This window comes from Streptomyces sp. NPDC054866 (assembly GCF_053610745.1).
The window spans coordinates 187,631-204,536 of record NZ_JBSGZA010000007.1 but is presented as its reverse complement, the minus strand read 5'-3'; the positions used below and the strand labels follow the sequence as shown (position 1 = coordinate 204,536).

The following is a 16,906-nucleotide window of genomic DNA, read 5'->3' as shown; positions in this document are numbered from 1 at the left end:
CGGTGAGTCCACAGGGCCTGGTCGGCGCCGGGTCGGAACACGCGGCACCGCGCGGGTGCACGCCCACCGCGGAACGTCCGGAGAGCCGCTCGATGTAGCGGCGTCAGCGGACGACTTTGATGCCGAAGTGGGTGCCGAAGCCGAGGGCGAAGCCGATGGCGCCGTGCATGTGGGCGTACATCTCCATGCCGCGGGCGGCGACGATGTCGCCGAGGTCGAGGATGTCGTTCCAGCCGTAGGACTTCAGCAGGTTGGAGACGGTCTGCTTGGCGTCGGCGTCCTGTCCGGCGAGGAACATGGTGTGGTCGCCGCCGCCGATGGCCTTGGGGTCGACGACGGTGGCCTGTTCCTGGGTGACGAACGCCTTGACGACCTTGGTGGCGGGCAGGGCACGCTGGATCTGCTCGCCGAGGCTGTCGCTGTCGCAGGGGTCGAGGATCGGGTTGACGCCCCAGGGGGTGGGCCAGGGGCGCTCGATGTCCGGGTTGTAGATGTAGGGGCAGGCGTAGTCGACGAGGACCTTGCTTTTCAGCTGCTCGGCGATGGCGGTCAGGGCGGCGACGGCATTGTGGCCGTCGATGCCGCTGATGACGAGGTCGGCATCGGCCGCGGCCTCGCCGAAGGTGACCAGCGGGATGTCGGGGTGGTGCTCGGCGAGCCACTGGCCGTACGGCGGGTTCTGCATCATGTCGGGCTCGGTGCGGGCCAGGGTGGTTTTGGGGTCGCGGGTGCCGACGACCACCTCGTGGCCGAGTGCGGTGAGCTTGGCGATGTGGCAGCGGGCGCCGCCGCCGGTGCCGAGGACTGCGATCTTCATGACGTAACTCCTGTCGTTCTCAGGGTTGTTGGGGTGTGTGGGCCGGGGTCAGGCGTCAGCCTGGTCCCAGCCGGCGCTGATGCAGAACGGCTGGCCGGAGGGGTCCAGCAGGACGGTCCAGTGTTCGCCGCCGGGCTGGTGGGCGGGTTTGGTGGCGCCCAGTTCGAGCAGCCGCTGCTCGCCGGCCGCGACGTCGTCGAAGGCCAGGTCGAGGTGAAAGGGGAGTTCGTCCTCTGGCCAGTTGGGGGCCTTGAACTCCTTGGCCGTGTAGAAGACGTAGGTCGTCGAGCTGTCGGTGACGAGGAAGGCGGTGGGGATGCCGTTCTCGTCCGGGAATTCCTGGGTGAGTTGCCAGCCCAGGGCGGCGGCGTAGAACTTGGCGAGTTCCTTGCCGTCGTGGCCCCAGAAGGCGTACGAGGACACCTTGGCGACGGGGCGGGAGGACGTACCGGTCATGAGGATCACTCCTGGAGTGAGAGGGGGAGGCGGAGGGGGCTGTGAAGGTGTGTGGCGGTGACGTCTTGCCGCCGCTCAGCTGCAGGGCTGTGCAGAAGCCGGCCTTGACTGGCTCTCCTGCCGGGGGCAGGCCTGGGTGCGTCCCGGAGCTGGTGCCGGGGAAGTCGTATTCGACGGCGATGGGAAGTCCTGGTCGTTGTAGGCGTCCGCCCACCCCTGAACGAGCTTGATGCTGGTCATGACTGCTGGCCTTTCGCCTTTCGCGGCTGGGGAAGTGCTGAGGAGAGAGTGGCGCGGATATAGGCCAATCGAAGTCCTATATGTCACGGTCGCGCCACTTGGCGCGCGCCAGTGGTGCTGGGTGCCGGGGAGGACAGTTCCGCCCTCCCGGGCGCCGGGGGTGTGAGCTGCAGGTGCGCGCCCAGCGGGGACGGCCGGGGGTTCTGGCCTGTCGGCTCGTCGCGCTATTGGTGCGGCTGGAGGATCTCGTGGCAGGTGCCGGAGTCGTCGCGGAAGGTCGCGGAGATGCCCCACGGCTTGGGCTCCAGACGCGCCGCACCTGGACCGGCGACGAACTCGCCGACCGCCTCGGCGTCACCCTCCGCACCATCCGCCGCGACATCGACCGGCTGCGCACCCTGGGCTATCCGGTCGAGGGCACCACCGGCACCGCGGGCGGATACCGCCTGGCCGCCGGCGCCGATCTGCCACCCCTGCTCCTGGACGACGACGAGGCCGTGGCCATCGCGGTCCCTCTGCGCACCGCCGCCGCAGGCGTCGCCGGGATCGAGGAGACCGCGGTGCGCGCCCTGGCCAAGCCGGAACAGGTGCTGCCCATCCGGTTGCGCCACCAGGTCGCCACCATCCAGGCCGCTGCCTCACCGCTCCCGGTGCCCTGGAGCACCGGCCCGAGGGCCGATCCCTCCACCCTGGCCCTGCTGGCCGCTGCCTGCCGTGACCACGAGGTCGTCACCTTCACCTACCGCCGTGGCAGCGGCGAGACGGGACCGCGTCGCGTCGAACCGTGCGCGCTGGTCGCCGCCGGCAACGCCCAGCGCATCGCCGAACAGCTTCTTGGCATCGACCTGGGCCCCACCGACACGATCCACGGCACGCCCGGCCTCGCCCCCCCCCCATCTGGAGAAGGCGGCACAGCGCCTGCTGCGTGCCGCCCGAGCCCTCACTCGGCACGACGAGAGTCGCAGCAGCGACGGGGGCAACAGCAACAGCGCCGGGGACCGGTGAGCACTGGCCCCGGCGCCGCAGGCGGATGGGCAGGCCGGACTATTTCTTGGACTGCTTGGGCTTCTTGGGCGGAAGCTCCTCGGTGACCTCCATGGCCCACTTCAGCCAGCCGTCCAGGACCTCGTCATCCAGGGTCTCCTCCGCAAGGATCACCCAGCCGTTCTGCTCCTTGCCGCGGAAGACGAGCTGCTTGGTGCCAGGGCGGGACAGGGCCTCCTCCATCCCGTCCGACCCGACGCGCACCATCAAGCCCTCTTCGTACAGATTGGCCAGCGCATTGCCGTTCACGAGGAAGGTGATCCCGCCGAACATCTTCTTCGCACTTACGCCCTCCGGCTCAAGCCGTTCCTTGATCCGCTCCGCGAGCACTTCGTCGAAAGCCATAACCTCACGCTAATCACCCGCACCGACACCCGCGCACGGCTGTGGTCTCGACAGGCCCGCTACCGGAGCGCGTACATGCGAATGACGACCGCGTCCTCGCCATCGGGACGGGCGAGTCCCACGAAGACGGTCTCGGCGAGCCAGCGGTGGGCGGGGGCATCGGTGCGAAAGACGGGTGAAGTGCGGTAGTAGTGACCGGCGTGGGTGACCTGTACGCCGTCGTCGTACTGGTCGGGGCCCTCGGGGTCGGGGTGGTAGTAGCCGCGGTTGACGATGTCGATGACGGCGCCGTCGTCGGCCTGGAGCAGGTAGCGGGCGTCCAGTTGGCAGATGTCACCGCGCGTGCTGCTCCAGTCGCCTCCGCCCGCGAGGACCTTGCCGCGCAGCAGCGGGCCGTCCACGCTGCCTCCGGTGATCGGGGTGAACTCGGTGACCTCGCCGTCGCCGTGGCCGATGTGCAGGGACGGCGAGAGGTCGGCCCGGATCTCGAAGGCGTAGGTCAGGGCGGGGCATGGGGGCGTGGCGGGGTTGGTGGTGGTGGGCATGGCGGATCTCCGTTCTGTGTGCGTGGTGCGTGGTGCGTGGGGTTCAGGGACGTTCGGCAAGGCCCGAGCCGGACCGGCCGCCGCCCGGGGCGGCCGTAGACCGGCCGTCCGGTGCAGCCGTAGACCGGCCGCCCGGAGCAGCCGTGGACCGGCGGCGCGGGGTCCAGCCTCTGCGGGGCACGGATTCGAGCAGCTCGATGGTGTAGGGGTGCTGGGGCGTTTCGAGTACGGCAGTGGTGGTGCCGCGCTCGACGACCCGCCCCCGGCGCATGACCACGATGTCGTCGCATAGGTGGTGCACGATGCCCAGGTCGTGGGTGATGAACAGGTAGGAGATGGCGGTCTGTTCGCGGATCTCGCGCAGCAGGTTGATGATCTGTGCCTGTACGGAGACGTCGAGGGCGGCCACCGCCTCGTCGAGGATCAGGACGCGGGGCCGTACGGCCAGCGCCCGTGCGATGGCCACCCGTTGGCGTTGTCCGCCCGACAGGGCGCGCGGCAGGGATCGTGCCTGCTGGGCACCGAGCCCGACCTGGTCGAGCAGTTCGCTGACGCGCTCGGCGAGTGCGGGCCCCCGCAGGCCGGTGTGCAGGGTGAGGACCTCGCCGACACAGTCGCCCACGCGTTGGTGCGGGTCGAGTGAGGCATAGGGGTCCTGGAAGACCATCTGGACGTGACGGGCGAACTTGCGGCGCCCGGCCGCCCGCGCGCGCCGCCCCGCCCCGGGCCGACCCTGGCCCGCCCAGCGGATCGTGCCGCCGGTGGGTGTCTCAAGGCCGGCGAGCATACGGGCGGTGGTGGTCTTGCCCGATCCGGACTCGCCGACCACCGCCAGACAGGCGCCGGGGGCGAGCGTCAGGCTGACGTCATCGACCGCCACGAAGTCGGCGAAGGACTTGCACAGGCCGACCGCTTCCAGAGCGGGTGGGGCGGAGGTGTCAGCCATGAGGGGTGCTCCTGTCCGGGCTGTGCGTCACCGGGTCGAGAGTGTGCGGGTAGTGGCAGGCGACGGAGCCGTCGCCGAGTCGTTCCAGATGCGGCCGTTCGCTCTCACAGCGGGCCCGGGCGGCCGGGCAGCGCGGCGCGAAGGCGCAGCCGGGCCCGGCCTCGTACGCCGTCAGGGGGTTGCCTCCGATCGCCCGCAGGGGCCGGGCACCGTCTTTCGGGGTGGGCCGGGACGCCAGCAGGGCGCGTGTGTAGGGGTGGCGGGCGTCGTCGTACAGCCGGGCCGCCGGGAGCTGTTCGGCCACCGACCCGGCGTACAGGACGGCGATCTGGTCGCAGACGGCCGCGGCCAGGGCGAGGTCGTGGGTGATGAACAGCATCGCCAGACCCCGCTGGGTGCGGGCCTCGTCGATGAGGGCCATCACCTCGGCCTGGGTGGTGACGTCCAGGGCGGTGGTGGGTTCGTCGGCGAGCAGGAGCCTGGGTCCGCCGAGCAGAGCCGCCGCGATCATCACCCGTTGCAGCAGCCCGCCGGAGAGTTCGGCCGGGCGCTGGCGCAGTCTGCGTGCCGCGTCGGCGATGCCCACCTCGCGCAGCAGTGCCGCGGCCTTGTCCCCGGCGGCCGCGCGGCGCTCGCCGCGCGTGGTGACGAGGCCTTCGGTGAGGAAGTCCCCGATGGTCCGCAGGGGGTTGATGTGGGCCCGCGGGTCCTGGAAGATCATGGCCGCCTCGCGGCTGCGCAGCGTGCGCAGGGCGGCCGGGCCCATGGCGGGGACGGACACCCCGTCGTAGCGGACGTCGCCGCTGACGCGGGCGCCCGGGGGCAGCAGGCGCAGCACCGTCCGGGCGGTGAGTGATTTGCCGGAACCGGACTCGCCCACGAGCCCGACGGCGCCGCCGGCCGCGATGGACAAGTCGACGCGGTGGACGAGTGTCCGGTGCTCGCCCTTGACCGGCAGGTCGATGCGCAACTGGTCGAACTCCAGCAGAGGAGCGCTGTCGAACTCCAGCAGAGGAGTGCTCTCGTGTGGTGGGGGAGTGGGAGTGGCGCTCATCGGTCTTCTCCCAACAGGCGGCGGGACAGGCCGCTGCCGAGCAGATTGCAGGCGATGACGAAGACGACGATGACCAGCCCGGCGTAGAGCGACTGTTCGGGCCGTCCGGAGAGGATGCCGGGGGCGCCGTTGGCCACCATCAATCCCCACTCGGCGGTGGGTGGTTGGGCGCCGAGGCCGATGAAGGAGAAGGCCGCCACGTCGAGGAGCGCGTAGCCGAAGGAGGTGGTCGTCTGCACCACGACGAGGGGCAGCAGATTGGGCAGCAGATGACGCAGGCAGATCCGCCGCCCCGACATGCCGAGCATGCCGAGTGCGACGACGTAGGGCAGCGAGCGCTCCCGCAGAGCCGCGGCGCGCACGGCGCGGGCCGTGTAGGGAAGGAAGGCGAGCGAGAGGGTGGCGACCGCGATGTGCAGTCCGGCGCCGAAGACCGCCGCACCGACCACGGCGAGGACGAGGCCCGGAAACCCGAAGATCAGGTCGAGGGCGCCGGAGATCAGCCGGTCCCACCAGCCGCCGAGCCACGCGGCCGTGACCGCGAGGCCGGTGCCGAGAATCCCGGCGATCAACGTGACGAGCGCCGGGGCGAGGAGACTGAGCCGTGCCCCGTGCAGGAGGCGGGAGAGGATGTCCCGGCCGGTGTCGTCGGTGCCCAGCCAGTGTGCCGCCGAGCTGCCCTGGGAGACGGCGAGCGGGTCCACGGCGTTCGGGTCGTACGGTGCGATCAGCGGGGCCAGCACAGCGGCGAGGACCACCAGGGCGACGACGCAGCCGGCGGCGATCGACACCTTCTGACCGCGGATGAGGCGGCGGGTCCGGCCGATCGGGGCCTGACGGGGCGTCAGGGCGGCGGGCTGGTAGGTGCTCATGGGCGTCCTCCCAGCGGAACGCGGTGGTCGAGGGCGGCGGTGAGCAGATCCACGGCGGTGTTGATCAGGGCGAAGGCCACCACCGTGATCAGGGCGACGGCCTGGACCACGGCCAGGTCCTGCTTGGCGGCGCTCTGGATGAGCAGGGCGCCGACGCCGTTGAGCCCGAAGGCCTGTTCCACGATCGAGGAACCGGCGATCAGGCCCGCGACGGCCACACCGGAGATGGAGGTGATCGGCGCGGAGGCATTGCGCAGGATGTGCTTGCGGATGATGAAGCGTTGCCCGATGCCGCGGCTGCGGGCCGTCTGGACGTGCTCGGACAGCAGCTCGGCCCGGACCGCCGAGCGGGTCACCTGTGCCACATAGGCGAGCCAGGAAGCGGCGAGGGCCACGGCGGGCAGGGTGAGGTGTTCGAGCCTGCCGGTGAAACCGTCGCCGCTGCCGTAGGCGGGCAGCCACTCCAGGCGGACCGCGAGGAACCAGGTAAGCACCACGGACATGACGAACACGGGTACGGCCATCAGCGTGGTGGCCACCACGGTCACCGCGGTGTCGATCCAGCCGCCGCGCAGTCCGGCCAGCGTCCCCAGGGTGATCCCGGCGGTCACGATGAGCAGGGCCGCGTAGGCGATGAGGAACAGGGTGTTGCCCGCGCGGTCGGCCAGCAGACCGGTGACGGAGTCCTGGTAGCTGAGGGACTGCCCGGCGTCCCCGCGCAGCATGTGGGTGAGCCAGCGCCAGTAGCCCTCCAGGAACGGGTCGTCGAGGTGGTACTCGCGGTGGATCTGCGCCAGGACGCCGGGGCTGGGTTCCTTGCCCCCGCCGACGAGCAGCGTCGCGGGATCGCCGGGGGCCAGGAACAGTGCCCCGTAGATCGCGATGCTGGCGGCGAGCAGGGTCATGGCCAGCGTCGCCGCGCGGCGGGCGACGAAGCGGCCGATCACGAGGCGCCCTTGCCGGTGCCGCCGAGGTGGGCCGCCCACGGCATGTGGATGTAGGCGAACGACGCGGGCGCGCCGCTCAGACGCTTGTTGAGGAACATGCGCTCGTACGGGGAGACCAGCGGCACCACCGGGAGGTCCTTGGTGTAGAGCGCCTGGGCCCGGTTGAACAGCCGCGCCGACTTCTTGGGCTCCAGGGTGGCCTGGGCGCGGGCGAGCAGGGAGGTGACCTCGGGGTTGCGGTAGTCGGTCCAGTTGAACAGGGCCTTGGGCGTGGTCATGAGCTGGGCGTAGGAGCCGGGGTCGGGGAGTTCGACGTAGCCGAGGACCATGGTCGCGTCCAGGCCCTTGCGCAGGGAGGGGTCGTAGAACAGGCCGGACATCTGGGTGGGTTGCAGCTGTTTGATGCGGACGTCGAGGCCGATCTTCTTGGCGCCCGCCTGGAGGAACGTGAGGATCTGCTGGGACTGCTGGTCGCCCGCGGCCATGGCGACGGTGAGTGTGCGTTGCGGGGAATCGGCCTGCTGGACGAGCTTCTTGGCGCGTTCCAGGTCGGGCTCGGGAACGGCGGGCAGGCTCTCGTAGGCCTTGGTGTAGAGGTCCGCGGCTTCGCTGTTGCGCCAGACCAGGGGCGGGACGAACGTCTTGAGCTTCTGCGCCGCGCCGTCGTAGACGTTCTTGATCAGTACGTCGCGGTCCACCACCAGGGAGAGAGCTCGGGCGATCTTGGGGTCGGTGAGCGGGGATACGGGGCTGGTGGCGGTGATGAAGTTGGTCTGCGCCGAGGGGCCGTAGTAGACGGTGCCGGCGTCGGAGGAGCCAAGGGCCCGTGCGGTGGCGGAGCTGATCTCGTAGCTGCCGTCGACCTGGCCGGACAGCAGGGCGCTGGTGAGGGTGGAGCTGTCGGTGATGAACTTGAACGTCAGCTTCTTGACCTTGGGCCGCAACGAGGTGTCCCAGTAAGCGGGGTTGCGCCGCGCGGTGAGGGAATCGCCGGGCTTCCAGCGGTCCAGCTCGAAGGGGCCTGTGCACATCAGGCCGCCCTTGGCGCTGCCGTAGGAGCGTCCCGCCTTCTTCACGTACGCGGCTTCGTTGACCGCGCCGAAGCCTCCCGTAAGACCTTTCAGGAACAGCGCGTCGGGCTTCTTGAACCGCACCGTCACCTGGTGCGGTCCGGTCGCGGTGATCGTCTTGACGTGGGCGAGCAGGCTGGCGTTGACACTGCGTGTGGCGGGACGGCCCTGGCGCCGCAGGCCGGCGACCACGTCGTCCGCGGTCATGGGGTGGCCGTTCCAGAACTTCACGCGCTTGCGGAGGTTCAGGATCAGGGTGGTGTCGTCCGGCTGGTCCCACGAGGTGGCGAGGCCAGGGCCGACGGAGTAGTCGGCCTTCTGCCGCAGCAGCGGATCACAGAGGTTGGCCGCCACGGTGCTCGGCGCGTAGTCGCCGACCCTGGCGGGATCGAGGGTGGTGGGCTCGCCCGTGGGCAGGTTCCAGGTGACGTGGTCCAGGGGGCCGTGGGCCGCGGGGGTGGTCGTGGTGAGCTTCGGGGCGTGCGGCGCTTCTTCTTCGGTGCCGCCGCCCGCCGAACAGGCGCCGGCGGTGAGCAGCACGCACAGGGCGCCGGCGGTGGTGGCGGTGGTTCTGGGAGCCTGCATGAGGAGCTCCTCGGGGGAGGGGTCGCGGTGGTGGGTTCCTTGGGCTGTGGTGCTGTGCGTGGGGCTGTGGTGCTGCGCGTGCTGCTCGGTGGGGCCTGGGCACGCGGGAGCGGGCCGGGGCGGCGCGGGGCCGGGGCCGGCTCAGTGGTGGTCGTGCGGGGCGACCGTGATGGTCAGGCGTGACGGGTGTGCGCCGCCGGTGCGCAGGCTCTGGGTGCTGGGCTTGGCCGTCAGCGCCGTCCAGGGGTTCTCCCCGGTGCCGGGGGCGGGCAGGAACAGGGGGAAGTCGCTGCTGGTGAGCAGGAGCGCGAGCCGGTGCCCGGGGCGTAGCCGGTAGCCGGTGTGGCCGAGATCGAGGTGGGTCACGCTCGACGTGTCGTCGGCGAGGACCGTGACCTGGCTCCGCAGGATCAGGTGGGCCCGGCCGTCCGGGGCGAGGTCCATGACCTTGGCGAAGATGTCGAACTCCGGTGCGGTACTGGTGACATGGAGGTCGAGGCCGACGGGGCCTGCCAGGTCCAGGGCCTCGGTGAGCGAGGGTCCGGAGAACACCAGAGCGTCGTTCCGCCCGGCGACCGGTGCCAGGTCGGGGTAGGAGTGGAGCAGGGCGAAGGAATCGCCGGCCAGGGACGGCACCGGGGTGTCCGGGTCGTGGGTCCACCGCGTGGTCGCCTCGTCGTCGGCGGGGGAGTCGGCGAGCTCCGCGCCGGGCAGCGGACCGACGGCCGCCGTGCCCTTGGGGTCGGTGAGCCAGAAGGTCCTGGCGCAGCTGCCGCGCGGTGGCCAGACGTCGGAGGTTCGCCTGTCGCCGTGGCTCAGCTCCCAGGTCACCTTGGGCAGGGTGGAGGCGGGGCGGACGCCTTTGAGGAAGACGTCGAAGAAGTCGAGCGCGGGGTTCACGTAGTCCGGCAGCATGCGGGCGAGAGCGTCGTCGTTGGTGTTGTGGTCGTCGTGTTCGCCGATGGGCGCCCGCGCGAGGTGGTAGTTCTCGTGGTCGACCGCGCCCGCCCACAGATACTGCACGGCGTCCCAGCCCGGCCGTGCGGCGAGTTCCGCGTAGTCGCGCATGTGCGCGCCGACGATGTTGTCGAACCAGCCGACGCAGTGCAGCACCGGGACAGGCCGCGCGTCGAAGGGATGCAGGCCCGTCTGGGTCGGCAGTCCCGCGAGCCGGGGGGCCAGCAGGTCGAACCACAGGGAGCGGGCGCCGATGGCCGCGAAGGCCTGCTCGAACTGCTCGATGGCGGGCCGGTGGGAGGCGTCGACGTCGTACTCGTACAGGTCGTGGTCGACCCAGTGGTGCGCGAAGTACTTGATGCCTTCCAGCCACACGGGCTGTCGCTGCCCTTCGGGCTGCCAGATCGTGTTGAAGTCCGCGGCCGTCATGCGCGGCACGATGGCCCGCAGTGCGGGGTGCTGGGTGGCGACGGCCGCCCACTGGGTGAAGCCGTAGTAGGAGTCGCCGAACATGCCCACGCGCCCGTCCGACCAACTCTGGTGCACGACCCAGTCGATGGTGTCGTAGCCGTCCTGCGATTCGCGCAGGAACGGGAGGGTGCTGCCGCCGGAGCGGAACTTGCCGCGTACGTCCTGCACGACCACGGCGTAGCCACGGTCGGTGAACAGGCGGGCGAAGCGGTCGCAGTACACGTAGCGGCTGTTCTTGTCGTAGGGCAGGCGCACGAGCACCGCGGGGAACGCTGTGTCGGTGTCCGTCTCGGCTGCGGGGAGGTAGACGTCGGTGGCGAGGTGAACACCGTCGCGCATGCGGGCCGTGCACTGCCGGGCGTTCCCGGCTACCGGAGCCGCGGTGACTCGCTCGAAGGCGAAGGGCATGGGTGATCTCCAGCCAGATGTCATACAACGAGGTTGTGTAACGGCATTGTATGACAACATTGCAGCTGCCCGTCACCCCCGTCAACACCCTGAAGAGGATGCCGAGATGCCCATCGAGGTAGACGCAGCCCACCGGCTCGACGAGATCGCCGCCGCCACCATCGAGGTCGCCCGCGAGCGGGGGGTGCGCGCCGTGACCATCCGCGCCGTCGCCGAACGGCTCGGCGGCTCGACCGCCGTGGTCACCAACTACGTTCCGAGCCGCGCCGACCTCATGGTCAACGCGCTGCGCCACGCCGAGCGGGAGTGGGCGCGCGAGGCGGACGGCGTGCTGAGCGGCGTGCAAGGCATCGAGCGGCTGTCGGCGCTCGCGCGCTGGATGTGCTCCACCGTCGATGACGACGAGGTCATGCGCCGGCTGCTGATGGAGATCATCGCCGCGGGCCCGGCCGCGGGGCGTGAGGCGGAGCAGGTCAGGGAGCTCGCGCGGGACCAGCGTGAGGAGTTGCGGGGTGTGGTCACCGAGGCGGACGTCCCCGGCCCGGACCTTGCCGCCGACGTCCTGCACCTGCTGTTCCGTGGCTACTGGCTGTCCGCCCTCGAAGATCCCGAGGGGTGGCCGGCGGAGCGCGGGGAACGGGCCGCCCAGGCGGTGGTCGGGATGCTCCGGGATGGCGCATCCGCGAAGGGCACGAGCGGCGGGGCGTCCGGGTCTTGACAGGCCGCGCGCGGACGGTGAGGCTGTGCGGCACATAAAACGACGTTGTATTACGTCGTTGCTTTTCCGTAGCTTTCCCGTAGCGGAGCGGCTCTCCGACGCCCTCGCCGCATGCCCGAGCCGCTGCTCGGCGCTGTCGGCCTCCCCTCATCGAGGCGAAGATGGAACCCCAGAATCCGCCTGCCGCGCTGTGGCAGCGCACCGCGAGTGACCTGGCCGCCGCCATCCGGACACGCGAGATCTCGTCCGCCGATGTCGTACGGTCCTGTCTCGCGCGGATCGAAGAGACCAACCCCCGCTTGGCGGCGCTGACCGACGTCCGCCCCGACGAGGCGCTGGCTGCCGCCCGCCGCGCCGACCAGGCCGTCATCGCGGGCGAAGAGCTCGGCCCGCTCCACGGCGTACCCGTATCAACCAAGATCAATACGGACCAGGAGGGTTACGCCACCAGCCACGGCGTGGCCGCCCTCGCCGCCGCACAGGCCCAGGGCGACGCGGCCTGTGTCACGGCACTGCGCGAATCCGGCGCCGTACTGCTGGGCCGGAGCAACGCGCCCGCCTTCTCCTACCGCTGGTTCTCGACCAACGACCTGCACGGCCGCACCCTCAACCCCTGGGACCCCGCCCGCACCCCCGGCGGCTCCAGCGGCGGTGCGTCCAGCAGCCTGGCCGCCGGGATGACCCCGATCGCGCAGGGCAACGACATCGGCGGCTCCATCCGCTATCCCGCGGCCTGCTGCGGGGTGGTCGGCATCCGCCCCACCGTCGGCCGGATCTCGAACTGGACGCCGCCCGCCTACGTCGACGCACCCGACGGCAAGGCCCGGCTCGAACTGCCGCCCACCGTGCAGGCCTGCGCGGTCGAGGGACCGCTGGCCCGCACCGTGGCCGACGCCAGACTCGCCCTGCGGGTCATGACCACCCCGGACCTGCGCGACCCCTACGGCATCCCTGCCGAGCCCGGCCCCCTGCCGTGGGGCACGGCGCGGCGCGTGAGCATCGTCCGCGGCATCGGCACCGTCAAGAACCAGCCCGCCGTCGACCTGGCCGTCGACGCCGCCGCCGCGCACCTGGCCGACGCCGGGTACGAGGTCGAGGAACTTGACGACCTGCCCTTGATCGCCGAGGCCGCGCGCCTGTGGTCGCTGCTGATCTACGAGGACTTCCGCCCCACACTCCCCGTGGTGGACCGGATCGGGGACGAGGGCATCCGCACCTCCCTGAAGTACTCCTTCGCCGCCGCCGCGGCCGTGTGGGGTGAGCAGCCCTCACTGGAGACCTACATCAACGGCTGGTCCCGCCGTGCCTCCCTCATCACCGATCTGCAACAACTCCTGGGAAGCGCAAGGATGTTGCTCACCCCGGTCTGCGTGGAACTGCCCTTCGAGCAGGACGCCGACATCTCCTCCCCGCAGCGCGCCGCCGAACTCGTCGCCGCCATGTGGCCGATGACCGCCGTGCCCATCCTGGGCTTCCCCGCCGTCACCGTGCCGTCGCTCCTCGCGGAAGGGCTGCCGGTCAGTGTGCAGATCATCGGGGGACGTTTCACCGAGGAACGCATCCTCGACGCCGCCCAGACCATCGAGGACCGCACTCCCGGCTATTGGCCCCCGCTCGGCCACCTCTAGGACCAGCCACGCGGGTCGGCCACTGGCCGCGGCAGTGCGGTGGAGGCATAGTTCGGTTCGGGGCTCGATCGCCGATGCGACCGAGCCCCGAACGTCCATCCTTGCCGGTATCGACGCTGATTGACCTGGGGGTAGTGGTCCCCGCGCGGTGCCAGCGGAGTTACGGGGTCGCCGCGGCCGACCCGTAGCGGTACTCGGATGCGATGTTGCCGTCGGTGTCACGCAGCTTGGCGGCATCACCACGGTCGTTCCAGATCGGCCGTCCGCTGCCGTAGGTGTAGCCGCCCCACTCGGCGTGGATCTGGTTGGTGTAGATCCGTATGCGTTGGCCGGGCAGGAGCACGGTGCCCGGCGGGAAGGTGAAGTTCTGCCCCGCGTCGTCGGCGCCGAGGACCCAGCCGGAGATGTCGGCCGGGGCGGTCCCCCGGTTGACGACCTCCACGAACTCGTCGGCCTGTGTGCGCTTGACGTCACCTTTGAAACGCACCGTGGTGATGTGCACATCAGGCTGACCGGTGCGCGCGAGTACCGCGACCAGGTCGGCGTTGTTGGCGGCGTTCTCCGGGCTGAGGAAGCGGGTGACGATCTGGCCGCCCTGCTTGAACCCGGTGATCACCACGGCGTATTCGGTGTTGTCGATCGTGACCGTCTCGGGCGAGACCCGTGTGGGCAGATCGACGATGTCCTCGGGGTTCGGCCCGACATTCGGTGTCTCGTTGTGCTGGAAGCGGAAGCTGAAGTCGTGTGACACCTGGTCTTCGAACACGACGTGGGCCGCGAGGTCGACCCAGAACTGGCTTTGCGGCATGGCCTGGATCGGGAAGTTCTGATGAGTGATCGTCCCGAGGGTGAACTCGGTGCCGTCGAGCAGCACGTCGACCGTGCCCCCGGAGAACATGTACCCGCTCTTGCCCGACCCCGCGGGGACACCCCACTTGACGTTGTCGGTGGTGAGACCTTCGAGTCCGGGCGGGCTGACGCTGATGGCCGTCCAGACGCCCGATGTATCGACTTTGGACATGATCCCATCCCCTCTTCTCCGTCTGCTTCGGCCTGACTGGGGGTCAGGCAGCATGAAGTTAGCCGCCGCAACGACCCGATGTAAGAGAGATTCCTTGTCTATCTGAGGAGTTATCGGAAATGGCCAAATTGTGCTTCGGCGGGAAGGCGACGTGACCTGACGGCTGTGCGTGACCTGACGGCTGTGCGTGGCCGGGCAGATGGATCCGGACAGCGGAAACTGCCCCGTTGCGGCGTCCGCGCCGCGGACTTCGCGTACGGCGTGGCGGGCCACTGAGGTGGGCAGTCTCGGGCTGCCTTGAACACCCCCACCACCGCAAGGAGATGCCCGTGCGGGTAGCCCTGCTGATCGGCACGCTGACGGAACTCGACACCTGCCACGCCCTGTACGCCAACGCTCTGACCGCGGCCGGTCACGAGGTGTGGTGCGGCTCGGTCAACAGCCTCAGCTCCCACGACGCCGAGGTGCGCACCTCGGCGTGCCGGGTGGAGAGCGTCCTGAAGGCGCACGCTCCCGTCCCCGGACGGCCCGTACCGCGTGGCCTGGCGGACATGGACGCCGTCTGGGTTCTCAACTACCCGCAGCCCTCCGTGCAGACGGAAGCCTGGCAGCTGCTGTGGCGGCTCAACCGGCAGGTGCCGTTCGTAAATGACGTCACCGGCATCCTGATGCTGGGCAACAAGACCAACCTCCCGGTGATCGTGGACCCGCAGCACCTGCCGCACACCGTCATCACCAGCAACTACGAGGAACTGTCCACCATCTGCGGCACGGACGCCGATGCCACCTGGCTGGTCAAGCCGACCGACGACGACGCGGGCGCCGACGTGTACGTACTGGAGCCGGGCTCGACGAACAACCAGGTGCTGCTGCAGTCCATGACCGGCAACGCGGCGGTGACCGAACTGCTCACCAAGGGCAGCCTGGCCGGTTTCCGCGGCCGCTACTGCGCGCTGCAGGAGTTCGTGCGGCACGCCGAGGAGAAGCGGGTGATCATCGCCGCGGGTCGGCCGGTGGCCCAGCAGGCGCATCACCTGGCACCCGGCGAGCACCGCGGCAACACCGCCCACCGGGCCCGCTGCGCCGAAACCGAACTCACCGCGGACGAGCACGAGTTGTGCACGCGCATCGGGGCCCGGCTGCGCGAGCACGGCATCCGCTTCGCCGGGATCGACCTGGCCTACCCCTACGTCTTCGAGTTCAACGTCGTCAACCCGGGCGGCCTGGACGAACGTATCGACGCCCTCGGCCTGGACGACATCACCGGCGACGTCACCCAGGCGCTGCTTGCCGACACGGTGGCGAGTCGGTCGGCGGCTCGGCCATAGACCTTCTCGTCGGGATCAGGAGGGAGCCCCTGCCGAGATTGTTCCGCACCTGTCGGTATGAGGCAGAGGAGCCGCGCGTGCATGGGCGGCGGGGAGCAGGGCACTCGGAGGCGGCACGACAGGATCCCCCCGTCGTGCATCACGCGACGTGCCGGGATTTCACCGGGCCGGGATTACGCAGAGGGTGCTGTGTGCCTGACGAGGTGAGGACCGCACGCACCGAAGAGACTTGAGGATCGGAACCCACATGATTGTTCTTGGCGTCATTCTGCTCATCATCGGCCTGCTGGCCGGCATCTCATTGCTGACGACCGTCGGAGGTGTACTTGTCGTGGTCGGTGCGGTCTTGTGGGTGTTCGGCGCGACCGGGCGCAAGGTCGCCGGGCGCAAGCACTACTTCTGACGAGCTGTCCCAGGACATGACGTGCTGTCCCAGGACATGCGCGCAGTCAGTGGCGGGACGCGCCGTGTTGGCGGGAGACAGCTTGTCTCAATGCGGTACGGATCTCGCTCGACGGCGGGCCCGCAAATCGGCATGAGCTGACGCCAGGAACCGGACAACGTCCGGACAGTGGTGCATCCGGCGTGATGAAGCCGCCGGATGCACCGTGCCACCCACATGTCATGGGCTCAAGCGGTGGTTTGCGTTCCGTGAATGCCCGGGCCTGAGCGTGATCTCGGCTGCCGTCCGCGGCAGGCAAGAGGGACGCCCATGGCTTGTTCACTCGCCGTTCGCACAGTCCCTTACGCCAGTCTGACAGGCAGCGGTTAGGATCACGGCGTGATTACGGCCTGGTCCACTTCCGGCGCACTTCGGAGTCGCTCAACTGCGATTCCGCTGCGTCTGCTGGGCCTTGGCCTGATCCTCTTCGCCCTTCTTTATGCGCACGCGGCCAGCCCCGAGAGCACTGCGGGTCACCTCGCATCGGGCAGCGCGACCCCGACTGCGAACGCCGGCCAGGTTGAATCCGGGCCGGGGCAACCTGTTGCGACCGCCACGCACGACCCGGCCGAAGCGCCGGTCGATCACCATGGCGGCGACAGCCACGGCCAGCAGCACACCCTCGATGAATGCGCGCTGGGCCAGCCGTCACAGGCCCCCGCCCTCGGGCTGCCGTGCCTCACTTCGCTGAGTTCGGCGGCGGAAGCCGCGGTGCCGCCGCTCGCGCACGTCCGCCCATCAGCCGTGCGGGGCTTCGTGGTTCCGATACCGCATGCGGCGGAGTCTCCAGTTCTACGTATCTAGGTCAGCGCCCGTACTCCATCGGTCGACGCCTCGCTGAGGCCTGCCGACACGGCCCGCGGCCGTTGTCGTGCCGCCTCCCGTCGGCCGGTGCCCGGCGTCTGGCCTTCCCTTGCCTGCCCTCCTGCGGGTGTTCGGGGATGGTTCGACGGCTCGTCACCCCCCCCACCCATCGCTGCCCTGCCGTGGACGACCCGGCAGGAGCAGCCGC

Annotated in this window: 17 protein-coding genes; 6 read left to right on the top strand and 11 right to left on the bottom strand. The window is 70.1% G+C overall.

Translation table 11 applies throughout. The features are described 5' to 3' along the window. Positions 1–103: 103 nt before the first annotated feature. Both ACWGI2_RS31935 and ACWGI2_RS31930 read right to left on the bottom strand, forming a co-directional pair. On the bottom strand, positions 104–817 hold the full coding sequence (locus tag ACWGI2_RS31935; RefSeq protein ID WP_453699138.1) for an NADPH-dependent F420 reductase: 714 nt from the start codon (positions 815–817) through the stop codon (positions 104–106). 48 nt (positions 818–865) lie between these two features. Continuing rightward, entirely contained in the window at positions 866–1,273 is a 408-nt protein-coding gene (locus ACWGI2_RS31930) for a VOC family protein (protein ID WP_453401759.1), read from the bottom strand. Between the two features lie 488 nt (positions 1,274–1,761). On the opposite strand from ACWGI2_RS31930, the gene ACWGI2_RS31925 reads away from it, so the two are divergent. Then, positions 1,762–2,604 (top strand): helix-turn-helix transcriptional regulator, encoded by an 843-nt coding sequence (locus tag ACWGI2_RS31925; protein ID WP_453699136.1) that lies wholly within the window; start codon positions 1,762–1,764, stop codon positions 2,602–2,604. Here ACWGI2_RS31925 and ACWGI2_RS31920 read toward each other — a convergent pair. The 8 genes from ACWGI2_RS31920 to ACWGI2_RS31885 all read right to left on the bottom strand — a co-directional run bounded on the left by ACWGI2_RS31920 (position 2,558) and on the right by ACWGI2_RS31885 (position 10,757). Then, positions 2,558–2,902 (bottom strand): TfoX/Sxy family protein, encoded by a 345-nt coding sequence (locus ACWGI2_RS31920; protein WP_453401757.1) that lies wholly within the window; start codon positions 2,900–2,902, stop codon positions 2,558–2,560. The two genes, ACWGI2_RS31925 and ACWGI2_RS31920, sit on opposite strands and share 47 nt — an antisense overlap. Before the next feature lie 59 nt (positions 2,903–2,961). After that, complete coding sequence (locus ACWGI2_RS31915) at positions 2,962–3,447, bottom strand: DUF3237 domain-containing protein (RefSeq protein ID WP_453699134.1); 486 nt, start codon at positions 3,445–3,447, stop codon at positions 2,962–2,964. Positions 3,448–3,490: 43 nt separating this feature from the next. Beyond that, positions 3,491–4,393, bottom strand: coding sequence for an ABC transporter ATP-binding protein (locus ACWGI2_RS31910; RefSeq protein ID WP_453699133.1), 903 nt, complete (start codon positions 4,391–4,393; stop codon positions 3,491–3,493). After that, positions 4,386–5,447: an ABC transporter ATP-binding protein gene (locus ACWGI2_RS31905; protein WP_453699131.1), complete on the bottom strand. Its 1,062-nt coding sequence runs from the start codon at positions 5,445–5,447 to the stop codon at positions 4,386–4,388. The genes ACWGI2_RS31910 and ACWGI2_RS31905 overlap by 8 nt, the downstream gene beginning before the upstream one ends. Beyond that, complete coding sequence (locus tag ACWGI2_RS31900; RefSeq protein WP_453699130.1) at positions 5,444–6,319, bottom strand: ABC transporter permease; 876 nt, start codon at positions 6,317–6,319, stop codon at positions 5,444–5,446. Before ACWGI2_RS31900 ends, ACWGI2_RS31905 begins: the two co-directional genes overlap by 4 nt. Next, positions 6,316–7,266 carry an ABC transporter permease gene (locus ACWGI2_RS31895; RefSeq protein WP_453699129.1) on the bottom strand — a complete coding sequence of 317 codons (951 nt, stop codon included), beginning with the start codon at positions 7,264–7,266 and terminating at the stop codon, positions 6,316–6,318. The genes ACWGI2_RS31900 and ACWGI2_RS31895 overlap by 4 nt, the downstream gene beginning before the upstream one ends. Beyond that, positions 7,263–8,921 carry an ABC transporter substrate-binding protein gene (locus tag ACWGI2_RS31890; protein WP_453699127.1) on the bottom strand — a complete coding sequence of 553 codons (1,659 nt, stop codon included), beginning with the start codon at positions 8,919–8,921 and terminating at the stop codon, positions 7,263–7,265. The genes ACWGI2_RS31895 and ACWGI2_RS31890 overlap by 4 nt, the downstream gene beginning before the upstream one ends. A 141-nt stretch (positions 8,922–9,062) precedes the next feature. Beyond that, positions 9,063–10,757, bottom strand: a complete 1,695-nt coding sequence (locus tag ACWGI2_RS31885; RefSeq protein ID WP_453699126.1) for a CocE/NonD family hydrolase — start codon at positions 10,755–10,757, stop codon at positions 9,063–9,065. Positions 10,758–10,863: 106 nt separating this feature from the next. On the opposite strand from ACWGI2_RS31885, the gene ACWGI2_RS31880 reads away from it, so the two are divergent. Both ACWGI2_RS31880 and ACWGI2_RS31875 read left to right on the top strand, forming a co-directional pair. Further along, positions 10,864–11,475, top strand: a complete 612-nt coding sequence (locus ACWGI2_RS31880) for a TetR/AcrR family transcriptional regulator (protein WP_453699125.1) — start codon at positions 10,864–10,866, stop codon at positions 11,473–11,475. A 161-nt stretch (positions 11,476–11,636) separates the two neighbouring features. Next, on the top strand, positions 11,637–13,103 hold the full coding sequence (locus tag ACWGI2_RS31875; protein WP_453699124.1) for an amidase: 1,467 nt from the start codon (positions 11,637–11,639) through the stop codon (positions 13,101–13,103). Positions 13,104–13,263: 160 nt separating this feature from the next. Here ACWGI2_RS31875 and ACWGI2_RS31870 read toward each other — a convergent pair whose 3' ends face one another. Beyond that, positions 13,264–14,124 carry a choice-of-anchor K domain-containing protein gene (locus ACWGI2_RS31870; RefSeq protein WP_453699122.1) on the bottom strand — a complete coding sequence of 287 codons (861 nt, stop codon included), beginning with the start codon at positions 14,122–14,124 and terminating at the stop codon, positions 13,264–13,266. Positions 14,125–14,453: 329 nt separating this feature from the next. Between ACWGI2_RS31870 and ACWGI2_RS31865 the strand changes: the two genes are divergently transcribed. The 3 genes from ACWGI2_RS31865 (at position 14,454) to ACWGI2_RS31855 (ending at position 16,698) form a co-directional block, all read left to right on the top strand. Next, positions 14,454–15,452 carry an ATP-grasp domain-containing protein gene (locus ACWGI2_RS31865; protein ID WP_453699120.1) on the top strand — a complete coding sequence of 333 codons (999 nt, stop codon included), beginning with the start codon at positions 14,454–14,456 and terminating at the stop codon, positions 15,450–15,452. 247 nt (positions 15,453–15,699) lie between these two features. Beyond that, positions 15,700–15,855, top strand: a complete 156-nt coding sequence (locus ACWGI2_RS31860; protein WP_453699118.1) for a hypothetical protein — start codon at positions 15,700–15,702, stop codon at positions 15,853–15,855. Positions 15,856–16,233: 378 nt separating this feature from the next. Continuing rightward, complete coding sequence (locus ACWGI2_RS31855; protein ID WP_453699117.1) at positions 16,234–16,698, top strand: hypothetical protein; 465 nt, start codon at positions 16,234–16,236, stop codon at positions 16,696–16,698. Positions 16,699–16,906 lie beyond the last annotated feature (208 nt).

What these genes read in the sequence shown, in the direction of transcription:
- ACWGI2_RS31935 (WP_453699138.1), bottom strand. Translation starts at nt 817, where the DNA reads ATGAAGATCGCAGTCCTCGGCACCGGCGGCGGCGCCCGCTGCCACATC.
- ACWGI2_RS31930 (WP_453401759.1), bottom strand. Translation starts at nt 1,273, where the DNA reads ATGACCGGTACGTCCTCCCGCCCCGTCGCCAAGGTGTCCTCGTACGCC.
- ACWGI2_RS31920 (WP_453401757.1), bottom strand. Translation starts at nt 2,902, where the DNA reads ATGGCTTTCGACGAAGTGCTCGCGGAGCGGATCAAGGAACGGCTTGAG.
- ACWGI2_RS31915 (WP_453699134.1), bottom strand. Translation starts at nt 3,447, where the DNA reads ATGCCCACCACCACCAACCCCGCCACGCCCCCATGCCCCGCCCTGACC.
- ACWGI2_RS31910 (WP_453699133.1), bottom strand. Translation starts at nt 4,393, where the DNA reads ATGGCTGACACCTCCGCCCCACCCGCTCTGGAAGCGGTCGGCCTGTGC.
- ACWGI2_RS31905 (WP_453699131.1), bottom strand. Translation starts at nt 5,447, where the DNA reads ATGAGCGCCACTCCCACTCCCCCACCACACGAGAGCACTCCTCTGCTG.
- ACWGI2_RS31900 (WP_453699130.1), bottom strand. Translation starts at nt 6,319, where the DNA reads ATGAGCACCTACCAGCCCGCCGCCCTGACGCCCCGTCAGGCCCCGATC.
- ACWGI2_RS31890 (WP_453699127.1), bottom strand. Translation starts at nt 8,921, where the DNA reads ATGCAGGCTCCCAGAACCACCGCCACCACCGCCGGCGCCCTGTGCGTG.
- ACWGI2_RS31885 (WP_453699126.1), bottom strand. Translation starts at nt 10,757, where the DNA reads ATGCCCTTCGCCTTCGAGCGAGTCACCGCGGCTCCGGTAGCCGGGAAC.
- ACWGI2_RS31880 (WP_453699125.1), top strand. Translation starts at nt 10,864, where the DNA reads ATGCCCATCGAGGTAGACGCAGCCCACCGGCTCGACGAGATCGCCGCC.
- ACWGI2_RS31875 (WP_453699124.1), top strand. Translation starts at nt 11,637, where the DNA reads ATGGAACCCCAGAATCCGCCTGCCGCGCTGTGGCAGCGCACCGCGAGT.
- ACWGI2_RS31870 (WP_453699122.1), bottom strand. Translation starts at nt 14,124, where the DNA reads ATGTCCAAAGTCGATACATCGGGCGTCTGGACGGCCATCAGCGTCAGC.
- ACWGI2_RS31860 (WP_453699118.1), top strand. Translation starts at nt 15,700, where the DNA reads ATGATTGTTCTTGGCGTCATTCTGCTCATCATCGGCCTGCTGGCCGGC.